Raw genomic sequence first — 16147 nt, 5'->3', positions numbered from 1 at the left:
AATATGAATTTATCACCTGATATAGAATGGAAATCGAGGGATGAAATAAGACTATTTCAAGAAGAACAATTGAAAACTTTGATTTCTTATCTGAAAACGAATTCTAAATTCTATCAGCAACTGTTTAAATCTCATCGAATTGATTTTGATAGTATTGAGTCAGTAGAAGATTTGCAGAAAATTCCGGTGACTACAAAAGACGATTTGTTTTTAAATAATGAAGCCTTTACCTGTGTTACTAAAGAAGATATTATAGACTATATTACTACTTCTGGAACTATGGGTGATCCTGTAACCTTTGCTTTAACTGATAATGATTTAGATCGTTTAGCCTATAATGAATGCATGTCGTTTAAAGTTTGTGGGGTTGCAAAGACTGATGTTATTCAGTTAATGACTACAATCGACAGGCGTTTTATGGCAGGATTGGCTTATTTCTTGGGCGCTCGAAAATTAGGCGCTGGAATAGTAAGAGTAGGAAATGGAATTCCAGAATTGCAGTGGGATACTATTAAAAGGATTAAACCAACAGTAATTATTGCGGTTCCAAGCTTTATATTGAAAGTTATAGAATATGCAGAACAACATGGTATTGATTATAAAAACAGCTCCGTTAAAAAAGCCATTTGTATTGGCGAGCCCTTGAGGAATCAAGATTTTAGCTTGTCTACTTTGGCCGAAAGAATCAAGTCGAAATGGGATCTCGAATTATATTCTACCTATGCCAGTACTGAAATGAGTACTGCTTATAATGAATGTCCCAGTTGCACTGGTGGGCATGAGCATCCCGATTTAATTATAACTGAATTCCTCGATGAGAATAATAAAAATGTAGGGGAAGGTGAACCAGGAGAAATTACAGTGACCACTTTGGGAGTTGAAGGCATGCCATTATTGCGTTTTAAAACCGGAGATATTGCCTATAGATATACGGAGAAGTGTTCTTGTGGAAGATCGAGTTTGCGAGTGGGGCCTGTTATTGGTCGCCGTAAGCAAATGATAAAGTATAAAGGAACGACCTTATATCCAGCAGCACTTTACGATGTTTTGGCCGATTTTAATGATATTATCGATTATTTTATCGAAGTTTCAACGAACCATATTGGAACAGACGATATTCAGATAAATATTTTATCTACAAATAATACCACTCAATTTATAAAAACAATAAAAGATCATTTTCGAGCCAAATTAAGAGTAGCTCCTCATGTTAAGCTCGTTGATAAGGATACCATAACCAAAAATAAATATCCAGAAACAAGTAGGAAACCGATAGTATTCATCGATTTAAGAAAAAACACATGATAGAAGATATATATTCTGATATTAGACCATATAATAATGATGAGGTACCTAATGCAGTTTTGCGCATGACCAAGCATCCACATTTTCAGATGGCTTTGGACTATTTATTTACAAAAGAGGAACAACCTATTATTTTTAATGAGTTAGCCTCAGTATCTACCAATTTTGAGTTTCAGAAACTCTTTATGTATCGTGCCATTAAGCGGATATTGGAGAAATCGAGTGATGGCTTAAGTACAGAAAATGTAGAATCATTAGTGAATAATGGACCTTCGGTTTTTGTAGCCAATCATAGAGATATTTTATTGGATTCAGCTATATTACAAGTCGTTATGGTTGATAATGGATTGGAAACCAGTGAGATTACATTTGGTAGTAATCTAATGGTCAACGATTTTATTATTGATTTCGGTAAAACCAACAGGATGTTTACCGTGTTTAGAGAAGGGAGTCCTCGCGAAATGCTTGAAAACTCAAAGCGCTTGTCGGCCTATATGCACAATACCATAACTGAAAAGAAGATATCGGCATGGATAGCTCAAAGAAAAGGAAGAACAAAAGATGGTTTGGATAAAACAGATTCTACTGTTTTAAAAATGTTAACTACCTATGATAGAAAGAATCCTCTGGAGGCTTTTAAGCAAATTAATATTCTTCCTGTGATTACTTCATACGAATGGGAACCTTGTGATTTGATGAAGCTTAGAGAGTTGTATTTGTCGAAAGTAGGAAAATATGAGAAACAATCAGGGGAGGATCTAAATAGTGTGCTTCATGGCATTATACAGCCAAAAGGAAGAATTCATATGGCTTTTGGTACATCTGTTAACGAGTTTTTGGAACAGAATCAGGAAGGCCTAGACAAGCATAATATCCATACGGAAGTGGCTCGTTTTATCGATAGTCAGGTTTATAAATATTATAAGATATTCCCTAATCAATACTGGGCTTTTGATCAGTTAAATAATACTCAGGAAAATAGCGAGCATTATGATTCAGATATTGAGCAACAGATGTTAGAACGCTTAGAGGAGCTTTATAAAATGGTAGGATGTCGCGATGAAGAGCTAAAGAAGATGTTCTTTCAGCTTTATGCAAACCCACTAAAACAGAAGAATTTTACATAAGCATACTTTAAAAATGAAAAGATTTTTTGATTAACAATTGAGTATGCTCAAATCAAATAAAAGAGTATTAGTAAAAAAAGAAGGTTTAAATAAGTTTCAAGTAAGCCTTCGATGGAATGATGGATTAAAAAAACCTAAAGCTTTATATGTTGTAGACGATAAGGGAGTAGTTGAATCTGTAAAAATATTAAGCTTTTTAAAGTCACTCACTATTAATTCATTTTCAATAAGCTTAATTGTGTTTATTTTATTAGCAATTGAATCTAATTTGAATATGGATTACGTTGAGGTTTCTCCATTCTTTTTAGGAATAATTGTTCTAATGCTGTTGCACAATTGTATTCACATTCTAATAATAAAATTAGAAGTGAAAGAGCAGCTTTTTAAGTCTAAAGATAGTAATATTCATAAATCTAGACTTCATATTTCCCAGTAATTTCGATCTCTTCAGGCAGATGAGCTAATATTTCTTTTAAGATATAAGTGTCTTCCTCAGTGTGATATAAGTCTTTATATAGTTTGATCAATAGTTTTTTGATGTCCTCTAGAGAGAATTCAATAAATCTATCTTGGGTAAGAAGCATTAACAGCGTATTTTCATGGGAATCGCCTGTGGGATGAGGAACAATAGTTTTTACATTTTTAACCCACTGAAAACCATGGGTCAGCAAGTAATTGATTCTTTCTGTCCTTTCTATTTTATCACCAAATTCTGGATCTTCTGCTTCGAATAAAATATGATTATTTTGATAATAATCAGAGTGCTTTAGAACATCAAAATACATTTTTCCAAAAGGCACATCTTTAAAAGAAGGGATGACAGAGATGATTTCGTTTACTATAAAATCAGTTCCTTCCAGCTTCCAGAGTAAAGCCATAAATGCTGGCATCACATTCTGTTTAGCCATAATGATAACTGCATTTCCGCTATCCATCTTCTCATCAATTACTTCCGTTTTTAATTGAAGTTCGTCTGGTGTTCCAGCTTTATAAACTTCTATAGCTTCGTAATACTCTTGGTTTTGACGGTCGGTGATATTATAGAAATTAATCATTTGTTGCTTTTTTTAAAGAAGCTGCAAAAATAGCAAAGTGCAGACAATAATTTTACTCCTTTTCCTTTTAATAAATCAATAGTCTGTTAAATATTATTGAATATTTTTGTAAAAAATATACTATGAAGGTTTATAAATTTGGTGGAGCATCAGTGAAAGATGTAAATGGCATTCGGAATTTGGCAAAAATAGTCAGTAAGACGGATCGTGAACCACTAATGATAGTGGTTTCTGCCATGGGTAAATCTACAAATGCTTTAGAGAGAATGTTGGGACTACGCTTTTCTGGTCATTCTTTTAAAGAAGCATTTGAAACTTTTAAAAAGCAGCATCTCCATATTTGCAGAGAACTCATTTCTGATTTTGAAAAAGTAAAAAAATTATTGAATTCTGATTTCGATTTATTAGAATATAGACTTGGGTTGAAAGAATTAATGTCATACGATTATGAGTATGATCAAATTGTTTCCATGGGAGAAATATTCTCTACCAAAATCATTCATGCTTATATGGAGGAGTCAAGACTTGAAAGTCGATGGCTAGATGCTCGTCAACTCATCTTGACTGATGATAATTATAGAGCGGCACGAGTTCAACTAGAAAAAACAGTGGATACCATTAGAGAAGCCTCCTCCAATTATAATGGTATTAGCGTGGTACAAGGTTTTATTGCTCACAATGAATTAGGAAATACCACTACGCTCGGACGTGAGGGTTCGGATTATACAGCTGCCTTATTAGCTTATGCTCTTGATGTTTCGGAAGTTACTATTTGGAAAGATGTGGATGGTGTTTATAATGCCGATCCTAAGATATTTGAGAAAACAAAACTTATTCCTGAGTTATCTTATCGCGATGCTGTGGAGTTGGCATTTTATGGCGCTAGTATCATTCATCCCAAAACTATTCAGCCACTTCAAAAGAAAAAGATAAATCTAAGGGTTCGTTCTTTTTATTATCCTGAGAAATTGGGCACAACTGTAGCATCAAAAAAGAAGAATGAAAATTTGCCTTCTTCTTTTATCGTGAAGAAAAACCAAGTTCTCATTAGTTTGGTTCCTCGTGATTTTAGTTTTATGGATGCGGAGAATATGGGTTTGGCTTTTCAGATATTGGCCAAGCATCAACACCATATTAATTTGATTCAGAATTCAGCCATCAGTTTTTCTGTTTGTGTAGATTTTAATCATGCTCATTTTCATAGCCTCATTCAAGAATTAGCTGATAAATTTGAACTTCGATATAATGAAAATCAGGTATTAGTCACTATTCGTCATTATGATGTAGCACTTATTGAGAAAATATACGATTTGCTAAGATTCAAGCTGGAGCAAAGAAACAGATCTACCTATCAGGTATTAATGAGTGAAGAAGAGTTTGAGCTAAAGTTATTGCCTATTCTTAACTAAGTTTCTGGTTTAGGTTATTTTCAATAATGTGGAATAATTCCGATCTTTCTATAGGTTTCGATATATAATCATCAAAACCTGATTTCAACATTCGTTCTCTATCGCCAGCCATAGCATAAGCAGTTTGCGCAATAAAAGGAGTTTCTTGCAATCCTTTATGTCTGCTTTTTAATTCTTTACTTAATTCTATCCCATCCCAAGGTGCTGGTAGATTGATATCCATTAATACAATGTCGAAATGGTCTTTGTTATCGAAATGATTTTGCACATAACTAATGGCTTTGTCTCCATCGGAGCAAATATGCAGTTCTGAAATATCACCCAACATTTTTTTAAATACGAGTCTATTCATTTTATCATCTTCTACCACTAAGATTTTGGGAGTTCGTTTCAGCTTTAAATTTGGTGTATTTACTTTTTTCTGTTTGGTTTTTTGTGGGGTAGCTATGGTATTCTGCTCGGCTTTTAAATAGGGTAGATAAATACTAAACACACTTCCTTCTCCCTTTTTGGTTTTTACTGTAATATCACCATCAATGAGGGCAAGGAGTTTTTTCACCAAAGGAAGCCCGAGGCCAGCACCTTGTTGATTTTTACTATATCCTAAACTTTCTTGTCGGAAAGGATCGAAAAGAACCGGAACGAATTTATCATCAATTCCAACTCCGGTGTCTTTTATTCTGATGATGATGAGTTCTTCTTTTGCTTTAAACAAGGTGCTTAAATTGATAAAGCCGTGTTTTGTGTATTTTATGGCGTTATCAATAATGAGTGAAATTATTTTTTCAATGACTGATTTATCAAATTTTGAATTTGGAATTTTTGTAGGTACAAAATTCATAGTTAAATGCTTCTCTTGTGCCTTTATTCTATATATTTGAAAGACATTTTCCAGCGAAGTGTTTAGGTTTGAGTCTTGCAGTAGAATATCGAAATTATTGGCATCAACTCTACTAATATCTATTAAATTATCTAATAGGGTTAGTAATTTCGTGCTGCTGGAGGCTATGCCTTGTGCGTATTCGTAAAGGTCTGGTTTTTCTAGTAATGAAAGCTCAGAAAGTAACATATTTGAAAATCCGATGATACTACTCAAGGGAGTCCTTATTTCGTGGCTCATACTGGCCAAAAATGCATTCTTTAAGTAGTTGGCTTCATTGGCTTTTTTTAAAGCTATCTTTCTGTGAATAATGGCTTTGTCTTTTATTTCTAGCTGCTGATGAACATCCTTGGTCTTACTTCTTACAATTTCCTCAAATTGATTTTTAAATTCCTTGTTTTCTTTAGAGTATTTCTTTAATTGTTCCTCTAAGGAAGAGATTTTTCTTTTAGAAATTCTCGTATAATACCTTGAGATAAGGATAATTATCAGAATGATAAAAAGGAGTACAAGAACCCAAGGATTAAAAACACTACTGTTGATAAATGCATTATTCTCCATTGTTAAAGAGGTTTAGTGGCGATAAATAATTCTTCTTTATTGTTTAAAGCATACTTTTTAAGGTTTGCAATATTCCAATTATCTTTTACTGGATGAAGCCTTTGGGTTTCGAAACCTACTTTTTGAAGTCTTTTGAAATAATCTTGTCCATATATTCGAACATGATCGAATTGTCCAAAATGTTTTTCTCTACCTTTTTTCGAAATGACATCTTGGTCTTCAATAGATTCTTCAATAATAGGGGAGATGGGAACTTGCAGAATGGCCCATCCTCCTGGTTTTAAAACACGATATATTTCAGACATGGCAATATCATCATCATAAATATGCTCCAAAACATGATTGCAAATGACAATATCATAAAGATTATCTTTCATCTCCAAATTGGTTATATCCAGTTCGCGGGTCATTCTATCGTAATAATAGCCCATTCCTTCGACTTCTTTTACACCACAGGTATAGTCAATGTTCGGAAGCTTTCTGAACATTTCTTTAAGCCATGCTTCTGGAGCAATGTGTAAAATTTTGTTGGGTTCAAAAAAAACCTGGGTTTTGTTTTCAAGATATAGATAAATTAGTCTATCTCTGTCTTTGCTAAAGCATCTTGGGCAGGTGCAGTTTTCTCGTCTACCACTACCGATAATTTCTTTCTCTATGATCACTGGTAAATCAAACCCGTCTTCAAGCATTTTTGAAAAGCTATAACCACAAAATGGGCAATAATATTGATTGCCTCTATAATATAAACCAAGAGATTTTTGATAAGCTCCTCTTAATTTTTGTCCCATCCAAAAAGGGATGACTTTTTTACTCACTCTTCGTAGGAATCCCATAATATTTTATTTTGCACGTTGTGCTCTTTCCCATTTAACTGATTGGTTCCCTTTGATATATCTTCTGAATCCTAGATAGACAGATAGATTCATAATGAAGAAATAATAGGGGATAAATAGTATTTTTACTTTTATCTGCCTGTTTTCGAAGAACCATCCTAATAATGCTGCAGCATAGAATACGACTTGCCCCCACATGAACCAGGTAAAAATGCTTTCGAAATTGAAAAAGCCTTCTTGTGCTGTGATGAATAAATTAGTAATTAAAAGGATAAGTAATCCAAGCGGCGCAAGCGTCCATCTAAGCACTCGGTGCGAGATATACTGGAAACTTAAAGTTCCATATTTGAAGATATTCAATAGGGGAGCCATTCTAACAATACTTTGGATTCCTCCTGCAGATATTCTGATTTTTCTTTTCAATTCCTCTTTTACATTGGCTGAGGAGGTTTCTATGGCATAAGCCTCAGGATCGTATTGTATGGTATAGCCTTTCATGGCCACTCTTAAACTGATGATAAAGTCATCGAGGAGGGTGTCTTTTTCCACATGTTCGTATAGGCTGGTTCTAATGGCGAATAATTCACCCGCAGCACCAACAACAGAATAAAGTTCCGCATCCCACTTTTTTAATGTAGACTCATACTTCCAGTATATACCTTCTGTTCCAGCAGCGGAATCACTATCTTTTTGGTAGATTCTTTTCTCACCAGAAACACAACCCACTTTCGGGTCGCTAAACATATTTACGATTCTTCTGATGCTTTCATGACCCAAGTTGGTATTTCCATCAGAGAAAATAACGATAGGGGTTTTAACAAAAGCCAAACCTCGGTTCATGGCTCCAATTTTACCTCCTCTGGCATCCTCGTGATATACTTCAACGCCTCTATCGGTATATTTTTGGAGCAAATCTGGAGTTCCATCATCAGAACCATCGGTTACCCAAACTTGTTTTACTTTTTCTTGTGGATATTCTAAACTGAAGCTATTATTTACTTTCTCGTCTACATAATCTTTCTCATTATATGCGGCGACAAAGAGTGTAACTTCTGGTTCATAGCTTGGATCGTAAATGCCTTTTTTCTTGACAAATAATCTTTTAATTCTCACTAAGAAAAATAGTAAAATTCCATAGCCTACATAGGCATAGAATATGATAAATAAGAATACCCAGAATATAATTTTTAGACTTAGCATAATATATTTTTTTAATTGTTGGTTTCACTAAAAAGCTTTTCTGCCAGTTGTTCGTCAAGCAAAAAAGGAGCTATTTCTGTAAAGCTAATAAAAATATCGATAGGCCCGTCAGCATAACTTGCAATTTCGTATTGATCGTAATGAAATATAAAGCCTTCTTCAATGAGGTAGAAGTTGTTATTGCATCTAAAGCCACCTGTAAAAATATCATCAAGGATAATTCCTGCTTTTTCAGCTGATTTTTTTTGTAGTTCTATGATGTCTTCACATTTAGATAGGTTGAGGAGGTCTCCGGCAGATAGTAATTTGTCATTTTTTACATCAAAAACATAATGGTTCCTGATAGTATTTCCATGAGCACCACCAGTGAATGAGAAAATTTCATTCATAAATGAAACAAAGTATTGATTATGTTTTAATACCTGATTGTTTACAATCATTTCCCAATTATAGCTTGAGCCTATATCCATACTGTCGAGTACGAGTTCCTTCTCAATGGCTCTGTATTCAGATACGTGCGCTTGGGCTAATGCTTCTAGATTTTCTTGAATTGTTTTCTGAGGAAGGTATAAAGAGTCAAAATAGCTCTTCATCATGGCTTGTCTAAGGCCTTGATAGGTCATTTTGTCCTCAGGAAGTTTGATGTGAACATCCAGATTAAAAGCGGGATAGTTTTCGTTTCCAAACAAATAAATTTCTTCAGATATGCTGTACTCTGTGAATGTTAAACTAGCTTCTTCTTTGGCTTCATTTTTACAAGAAGAAAATACTAAAGCACATAATATTAGGGCAATAGAGATAGGTTTGTAAAGATTTATTTTGTTCATTCAATAGTTTTTTATAAATGATTTCAATGATAAATTTCCGAAATCTAATATAAGAAAAAATTGAAGAGTAAGCAATAGAGAAATTGGATTTGTTGAAGCAAGGATTTCAGATAGATTTCAATGGGATAAAATGATGGATTGACAGTACCCAGCATCAAGGACCCTGATGACACGGATTTAGAGAATTAGTGCTGATTAATGACCATGATACTCGTTTTCCATAGCTCACCAGCTCTTCAAGTCACCAGCTTGCTATGTCTCTCTGCACCAAGTGTCAATCATCAAGCTACTTTTCTTTCTTCTTAAAATAGACCACCATCACTGCACCAGTAATGACCATTAGAGCGCCAAGCCATGTGTGTAGATCCATTTTTTCAGTATTTATCCAGCTTACGTCCATTTGATAGAGTATGGCCATTACTATAAAAGTAATGATAGGATTAAGTGTTATAATAACTGATACTTTGTTAACATCGGTATATTTAAAAGCTAGTGATAAACAGCCATAAGCAATCACGGTATTTGCTCCTAGAAATAATAGTAATAACCAGTTATTAAGTCCAATTCCATGAAAGTCTCCAAAGGATACAAAAGGAGTGTAGATTAATGCAGGTAAACCAAAGATGATAAGGTTGAGCATTTGGCTATCGTGTTTCTTAACTAAAATCTTTTGCAAACTGGCATAGGTAAGCCAAGCTAAAGCAGCAATAACTATCCATATAAATCCCATATTAAAGACATTGATTTCGCTGTCTATAATTTTTGAAACTTGATTGTAATAGAAAAAAGCTAATCCTATAAATGCAACTCCAAATCCCATTATTTGCGTCTTTCCAATCTTCTCTTTAAAGAAAAGATAACCGACTAAACCTAATGAGATTGGTCCCAGTTGAATAACTATTTGGGCTGTGCTGGGGGAGGTATGATTTATTCCACTAGTAAATCCATAATAATTCAGTGCTAATCCTAAAGCTGCAAGTAGGGCTAGCAAAGGCGGATGGATGAGTATTTTGAGTTTTTGGGGATCTTTAATAGCAAAATATCCTAACATCACCATAAAGGCAAAGGTAAACCTAAACCATACCAAATTGGTTACATTGAACGAATCGGTAGCTACTTTGAGTGCAATGGCTAAAAATCCCCAGAAAAAAGCAGTAATAGAGGCGAAAATAATCCCCTTAAGATGATTTGGCATTATCGTTTTTTGTTATGAAAGAGTTGCTTATATAGAGTAATCTCTAAATAAAGTCATACCTACTAATTGATCGTATGTGGTGCCAGGAGCTCGGAAGTAAATAAAGACATAATAGAAGTTTTGTGTTTGATAATGGCTACCCTCAAAGAATGCAACATCTGCAGTTTTAGCATCCGTTGGAAGAAAAGCATACATATAACTATAGTAACCTTGTTTTAAAAACAGAGTGGTTTCGTATGCTTTCTTTTCGTAGTTATAAGTCATTTTATTATAGGGTGTTATATTCCAATTGGTCAGTTCGCCGAGAACGTAAACTTCACCATCTAATAAAGGCACATTATAAGCCATAGAGAAGTGGACATCGCTATATTCTGCTTCTACTCTTGAGTTGGCCCAATCTTTTGTTTCAATAAAATATACGCCATGGAAATCTGGATCCCCAACATACTCTTGACCTCTTCTTATCTGTGAAGGAAGAAGATAAACTTCATCAATAGCACCACTAACATCGATTCTATCTAAATATTCTGAATTATATCTTTGGCTACTGAAATCGAAATATCTAAATGTATTTAATCCAGGGAATACATTTTCTTTATCCAAGTCAAAGTCCATAACACCATTGCTAATACTCAATGGTTGAAGATCCTTTTTTATATTGTCCCATCTTTGGTTCTGACGAACAAATACTCTTAATTCTTTAGATGGAAACTGGCTTCCTAGATAAGTGATATTAACTTGGAAATCGACTTCCTGATGTGTTTTCCTAATACTTGGATCACTTGTCCTGTTTACTTTTCCTCCAACGGTAGCTCTAGAATCTATTACCATAAATCTTTTAATAAATAAAGGTTTGTCATCCTCGTCCTCAGGGTACACTTTTAAAATGTAATTTCCAGATTTGGTGATCATCATATCGCTCTTGGGCAGGTTTGCTTTATAGTGGATATAAGGTTGTTTGGTATTGATTGAGTATTCATAGTCATTAATATAAGCTTCTGTATATCCATCAAGGTATTCATTTGGTAATAAATCAGATGCAAACCAATCGGCATCGCAATGGATTAATGTATACTCCAATGATTGATATTCTGTCCCAAACATATCGAAGCTCAGGTGTAATTTACTATTCTTATCGTTTAATACTAAAAAAGGATCGCCTAAAGGTTCACCGGGAGGAGTCAATTGGACAGTCTCGATATTGTCGGAAAAGTACTCGTCCCAATAGGGCTTTTGAGCAATTAAAGCCATGTTTATTAGTAAATTGGCTAATAAAAAAAGAGTTATGCTTTTGAGTTTCATAAAGGGTGATTTATAATTTTGATCTTTGGTTTACAAGTAAGCAATAATTATGCTAAAGTAATAACAAATTTAAACTGAAAAACAGCTTTTAAAAAAAATGACAATTTTGCATTTTTATAACAAAACACGACAAAACCTGATTTATATCAGTTTATTCTATGATGTTTTAGCTCCAAAAATTTTTCTGTTAATTAAAAAACAGCGTAATATTGTATTTATTGCAAAATAGGGAAACATATGCGAGTTTATTCATATATAAAAATCTAAATATGTTTTTAAGTGGCATGAATTCAGAGAATTATAAGGAGCGATTTTTTTATGGTTTTTCAAGATAATTAAGTATTTTAGTGCTATAAATGAAGTAGATAAATACTCTACAGGCGCAATAATTTAGATTAACAACAAATTGAAAATATATCTCGTAAAAATAAATTGATTGTTTATTTTTGCACAATAATAAAAATACTGTTTAGAAATTAACAATTTCAGTCAATCATATATTTATGTCAACAATTACAACGATTAAAAAGGGGCTTGATATTAAACTGGTTGGTGAGGCTGAAAAAACTATAACCGAAGTTCTAGCAAAACGAATTGCGCTTAAACCTACTGATTTTACAGGAGTTTTTCCTAAACTTTTAGTAAAAGAAGGAGACAAGGTTAAAGCAGGTACACCGATATTTTTCGATAAATATCGAGACAATATAGTTTTTACTTCACCAGTAAGTGGAGAAGTATCTGAAATCAAAAGAGGAGCGAAGAGAAAACTGTTGGAGATTATCATTACAGCAGATTCAAAAAGCGAATCATTAGATTTTGGAGTAGCAGATCCTACCAAATTAAACAAAGAGTCAGTTACCGAAAAATTATTAAAGAGTGGTTTATGGTCAATGATAAAACAAAGACCATATTCTGTTATTGCCAATCCAGAGGCCCAACCAAAGGCTATTTTTATTTCTGGTTTTGATAATGCACCACTAGGACCTGATTACGATTTTATTCTTCATGGAAAAGGGGAGGCTTTCCAAGCTGGTTTAGATGCTTTAACTAAACTAACTGAAGGAAAAGTAAATGTGAATATCCACTCAGATCTTACTAAAACTAAAGTGCTCTTGAATAGTAAAAATGTTCAAGTAAACGAGTTTAAGGGAAAGTATCCATCTGGAATGGTTGGTCCACAAATTGCGGCTCTCAATCCTATCAATAAAGGAGAAGTAGTTTGGGTAGTGAATCCTCAGGATGTAATAAACATTGGTCAGTTATTCTTAACAGGAAAAGTATGTAGCGAGAAAATTATCGCTATTACCGGTTCTGAAGTTTTAAAACCTCGTTATATCAAAACTTCTTCGGGAGTTTGTTTACACGATATTCTGCAGGATAATATAAGTGATGTTGAAAAGCGCTTTGTTAGTGGTAATCCGTTAACTGGTAGTCAAGTGGAACTTACAGGTTTCCTTGGGGCTTACGATCATCAAATAACAGTTCTACCAGAGGGAACGGATCAGCGATTCCTAGGCTGGATTATGCCAAATACCGATCAGTTTAGTTATTATAAGTCTATGTTTTCTTGGTTAACGCCGAATAAAAAATATAAACTAGATACTAATATGAAAGGTGGTGAACGTGCTTTTGTGGTGACAGGAAAGTTCGAAGAGGTATTCCCTTTCGATATTTATCCAATGCAATTGATCAAAGCGGTGATGGCTGAAGATATTGACATGATGGAACAATTAGGGATTTATGAAGTAGAAGCAGAGGATTTCGCATTATTGGAATTTATCAGCACTTCTAAGATTGAAATCCAGTCCATTATTCACGACGGTCTTGAGTTTTTAAGAAAAGAAATGAGTTAATCAAAAAATCAAAAAATAAATGAAGGCTTTACAAAAATTTATGGATAAAGTCCGCCCGAATTTTCAAAAGGGAGGAAAGTATCAGTATCTGCATTCAACTTTTGATGCTTTTGATACCTTTCTTTTTGTTCCGGGACATGTGACCAAAAAAGGAAGTCACATTCGCGACGGTGTGGATTTAAAGAGAACTATGTTTTTGGTGGTAATCGCAGCAATGCCAGCTTTGTTGTTTGGTATGTGGAATGTGGGTTATCAGCATTTTCTAAATATTAACGAGACTGCTACATTTATGGAAACCTTTTTCTATGGTTTCTTGAAAGTATTGCCATTGGTAATCGTTTCTTATGTAGTAGGTTTGGGTGTGGAATTTATCTTCGCTCAAATGAGAGGACATGAGGTGAACGAAGGTTACCTAGTTTCAGGTTTCCTAATCCCTTTAATTATTCCTGTATCTACTCCTTTATGGATGGTAGGATTGGCAACTATTTTTGCCGTTATCATTGGTAAGGAAGTATTTGGTGGAACGGGTATGAATATCGTCAACCCTGCTCTTCTAGCTCGTGCTTTCCTCTTCTTTGCTTATCCTTCTCAAATGAGTGGTGACAAAGTTTGGATAGCTGAACAAGTAGATGGTACTACAGGAGCTACTCCTCTAGGACATCTTCTTACTGCAACAGATAAATTACCTGAATTACCATCTGTTATGGAATCTTTTATAGGAACCATTCCAGGTTCTGTTGGTGAAACTAGTACACTGGCTATTTTAATTGGTGCTGTTATTTTATTATTCACTGGTATTGCCAGTTGGAGAGTCATGTTTAGTGTATTTGCTGGTGGTTATTTAATGGGATTGGTTTTCAATTTAATTGGAGCTAATGCCTATATGACACTTCCTGCTCACATGCACCTATTGATTGGTGGATTTGCTTTTGGTGCTGTATTTATGGCTACCGACCCAGTCTCTGCTGCTCAAACCAACAGAGGTAAATATATCTATGGTTTCCTAATTGGACTCATGGCGGTATTGATTCGTGTGGTGAATCCTGCTTATCCAGAAGGAATGATGTTGGCGATTCTTTTATTGAATGTTTTTGCTCCTCTAATCGATCATTATGTGGTAGCTGGAAACATCAAGAGAAGATTGAATAGAATGAAAAAAATAGCTGCGTAATAATCATTAAAATTAATTAGAAATGAATAGTAATAGTAACTCATACATTTTTATTTATTCTGTAGTAATGGTTGTGATTGTTGCGGCAATTTTATCCACGGCTGCAACGCTTTTGAAGCCTATGCAGCAACAGAATATTAAAAATGAGAAGATGTCTTCGATATTAGCTTCTGTTAATATTGAATCGACTCCGGAAAATGCAGAAGAACTGTATAGTAAATACGTCACACAAGAATTAGTAGTTGATGCTAAGGGGGAAATAGTTGGAACATTTGAAAATGGAAAACTTAGTGGCGATGCTCGTGCTTTTGATGTAAACATTAAAGCAGAGCAATTTAAACAAAGCCAAGGTGAGGCATTTATATCACCTCTATATGTTTTAAAAAATCAAGGCAAAACCTTTTATGTCATTCCTATGTTAGGAAAAGGACTTTGGGGCCCTGTTTGGGGAAATATTGCTCTTGAAGATGACTTTAACACAGTCGTAGGTGTGATTTTCGATCATAAAGGTGAAACTCCTGGTTTAGGTGCTGAAATTAGCACGCCAATCTTCGAATCACAGTTTGTAGGCAAATCTATTTTTAATAAGAGCGGAGAATTTGTTTCCGTGACTATTCAAAAAGGTGGAGCTCAAACACTTCCTGCTAATATGCAAAATCATGCTGTAGATGCTATCTCAGGTGGTACTATCACCTCTGTTGGTGTTGACGACATGATGAAAGACTGTCTGAAAAACTATGTTCCATATATTAAAAATCAGAAATAATGAGCGATCAAGTACAAGAAAAAGAATCATTGTTTTCTGCTAAAAACAGAAAGCTGATTTCAAATGCAATAGGCAAAGACAATCCTATTACAGTACAAGTATTGGGAATCTGCTCTGCATTAGCGGTTACAGCAAAACTGGAACCAGCTATTGTGATGTCAATTTCTGTATTATTTGTATTGGGGATAGGAAATGTGGTGATCTCTTTATTGAGAAATACCATTCCTCAAAGAATTCGTATTATCGTCCAATTAGTGGTAATTGCGGCATTGGTAATTTTAGTTGACCAAGTATTAAAAGCTTTCGCTTATGAAGTGAGCAAGCAGCTTTCAGTGTTTGTGGGTTTAATTATTACCAACTGTATTATTATGGGACGTTTCGAAGCATTCTCTATGGCGAATAAACCTTGGCCTTCTTTCTTAGACGGCGTTGGTAATTCCATTGGTTATGGTTTAATCCTCATCATTATTGCTTTCTTTAGAGAGTTATTTGGTTCTGGAACTATCTTAGGATGGAATGTGTTCGAAACCATAGGATTATACGATATAGGTTATGTTAATAATGGATTGATGATTCTTCCTCCAATGGCTTTAATAGCAACTGGAATTATTATTTGGGTACAAAGAAGCAGAAATCCTGAATTAATCAAAGACTAATTGTTAA

General features: G+C 34.3%; 15 protein-coding genes. 8 read left to right on the top strand and 7 right to left on the bottom strand.

Annotated elements, in window-relative coordinates; translation table 11 throughout:
* The first annotated feature begins 3 nt into the window (after positions 1–3).
* Genes HNS40_RS11655 through HNS40_RS11645 form a run of 3 tightly spaced genes read left to right on the top strand, consistent with a single transcriptional unit; the run spans position 4 to position 2868 of the window.
* Positions 4–1305, top strand: a complete 1302-nt coding sequence (locus tag HNS40_RS11655) for a phenylacetate--CoA ligase family protein (protein ID WP_172280992.1) — start codon at positions 4–6, stop codon at positions 1303–1305.
* Positions 1302–2432, top strand: coding sequence for a hypothetical protein (locus HNS40_RS11650; protein ID WP_172280990.1), 1131 nt, complete (start codon positions 1302–1304; stop codon positions 2430–2432). Before HNS40_RS11655 ends, HNS40_RS11650 begins: the two co-directional genes overlap by 4 nt.
* Positions 2433–2475: 43 nt before the next feature.
* Positions 2476–2868, top strand: coding sequence for a hypothetical protein (locus tag HNS40_RS11645; protein WP_172280988.1), 393 nt, complete (start codon positions 2476–2478; stop codon positions 2866–2868).
* Here the strand turns inward: HNS40_RS11645 and HNS40_RS11640 are convergent.
* Positions 2846–3487, bottom strand: coding sequence for a hypothetical protein (locus tag HNS40_RS11640; RefSeq protein WP_172280986.1), 642 nt, complete (start codon positions 3485–3487; stop codon positions 2846–2848). The genes HNS40_RS11645 and HNS40_RS11640 overlap by 23 nt on opposite strands.
* A 122-nt stretch (positions 3488–3609) precedes the next feature.
* Here HNS40_RS11640 and HNS40_RS11635 point away from each other — a divergent pair, with 122 nt between their 5' ends.
* Positions 3610–4896, top strand: coding sequence for an aspartate kinase (locus HNS40_RS11635; protein WP_172280984.1), 1287 nt, complete (start codon positions 3610–3612; stop codon positions 4894–4896).
* Here HNS40_RS11635 and HNS40_RS11630 read toward each other — a convergent pair.
* The 6 genes from HNS40_RS11630 to HNS40_RS11605 form a co-directional block, all read right to left on the bottom strand.
* Entirely contained in the window at positions 4889–6337 is a 1449-nt protein-coding gene (locus HNS40_RS11630) for an ATP-binding protein (RefSeq protein ID WP_172280982.1), read from the bottom strand. The genes HNS40_RS11635 and HNS40_RS11630 overlap by 8 nt on opposite strands.
* Positions 6338–6339: 2 nt before the next feature.
* Positions 6340–7170 (bottom strand): class I SAM-dependent methyltransferase, encoded by an 831-nt coding sequence (locus tag HNS40_RS11625; RefSeq protein ID WP_172280980.1) that lies wholly within the window; start codon positions 7168–7170, stop codon positions 6340–6342.
* Between the two features lie 6 nt (positions 7171–7176).
* On the bottom strand, positions 7177–8370 hold the full coding sequence (locus tag HNS40_RS11620) for a glycosyltransferase family 2 protein (RefSeq protein ID WP_172280978.1): 1194 nt from the start codon (positions 8368–8370) through the stop codon (positions 7177–7179).
* 11 nt (positions 8371–8381) lie between these two features.
* Positions 8382–9197, bottom strand: coding sequence for a DUF3298 and DUF4163 domain-containing protein (locus HNS40_RS11615; RefSeq protein ID WP_172280976.1), 816 nt, complete (start codon positions 9195–9197; stop codon positions 8382–8384).
* A gap of 286 nt (positions 9198–9483) precedes the next feature.
* Positions 9484–10392 carry a DMT family transporter gene (locus HNS40_RS11610; RefSeq protein WP_172280974.1) on the bottom strand — a complete coding sequence of 303 codons (909 nt, stop codon included), beginning with the start codon at positions 10390–10392 and terminating at the stop codon, positions 9484–9486.
* 27 nt (positions 10393–10419) lie between these two features.
* Positions 10420–11694 carry a DUF5103 domain-containing protein gene (locus HNS40_RS11605; protein ID WP_172280972.1) on the bottom strand — a complete coding sequence of 425 codons (1275 nt, stop codon included), beginning with the start codon at positions 11692–11694 and terminating at the stop codon, positions 10420–10422.
* A gap of 503 nt (positions 11695–12197) precedes the next feature.
* Here HNS40_RS11605 and HNS40_RS11600 point away from each other — a divergent pair.
* Genes HNS40_RS11600 through HNS40_RS11585 form a run of 4 tightly spaced genes read left to right on the top strand, consistent with a single transcriptional unit; the run spans position 12198 to position 16140 of the window.
* Positions 12198–13547, top strand: coding sequence for a Na(+)-translocating NADH-quinone reductase subunit A (locus tag HNS40_RS11600; protein WP_172280970.1), 1350 nt, complete (start codon positions 12198–12200; stop codon positions 13545–13547).
* Positions 13548–13566: 19 nt separating this feature from the next.
* Positions 13567–14718 (top strand): NADH:ubiquinone reductase (Na(+)-transporting) subunit B, encoded by a 1152-nt coding sequence (locus tag HNS40_RS11595; RefSeq protein WP_172280968.1) that lies wholly within the window; start codon positions 13567–13569, stop codon positions 14716–14718.
* Between the two features lie 22 nt (positions 14719–14740).
* Positions 14741–15484: an NADH:ubiquinone reductase (Na(+)-transporting) subunit C gene (gene nqrC / locus HNS40_RS11590; protein WP_172280966.1), complete on the top strand. Its 744-nt coding sequence runs from the start codon at positions 14741–14743 to the stop codon at positions 15482–15484.
* Positions 15484–16140 (top strand): NADH:ubiquinone reductase (Na(+)-transporting) subunit D, encoded by a 657-nt coding sequence (locus HNS40_RS11585; RefSeq protein WP_172280964.1) that lies wholly within the window; start codon positions 15484–15486, stop codon positions 16138–16140. Before nqrC ends, HNS40_RS11585 begins: the two co-directional genes overlap by 1 nt.
* Positions 16141–16147: the final 7 nt, after the last annotated feature.

It is taken from the genome of Lentimicrobium sp. S6, assembly GCF_013166635.1.
GTDB lineage: Bacteria > Bacteroidota > Bacteroidia > Bacteroidales > UBA12170 > UBA12170.
The sequence above is the reverse complement of the archived record's forward strand: the minus strand, read 5'-3'. Positions and strand labels throughout refer to the sequence as shown.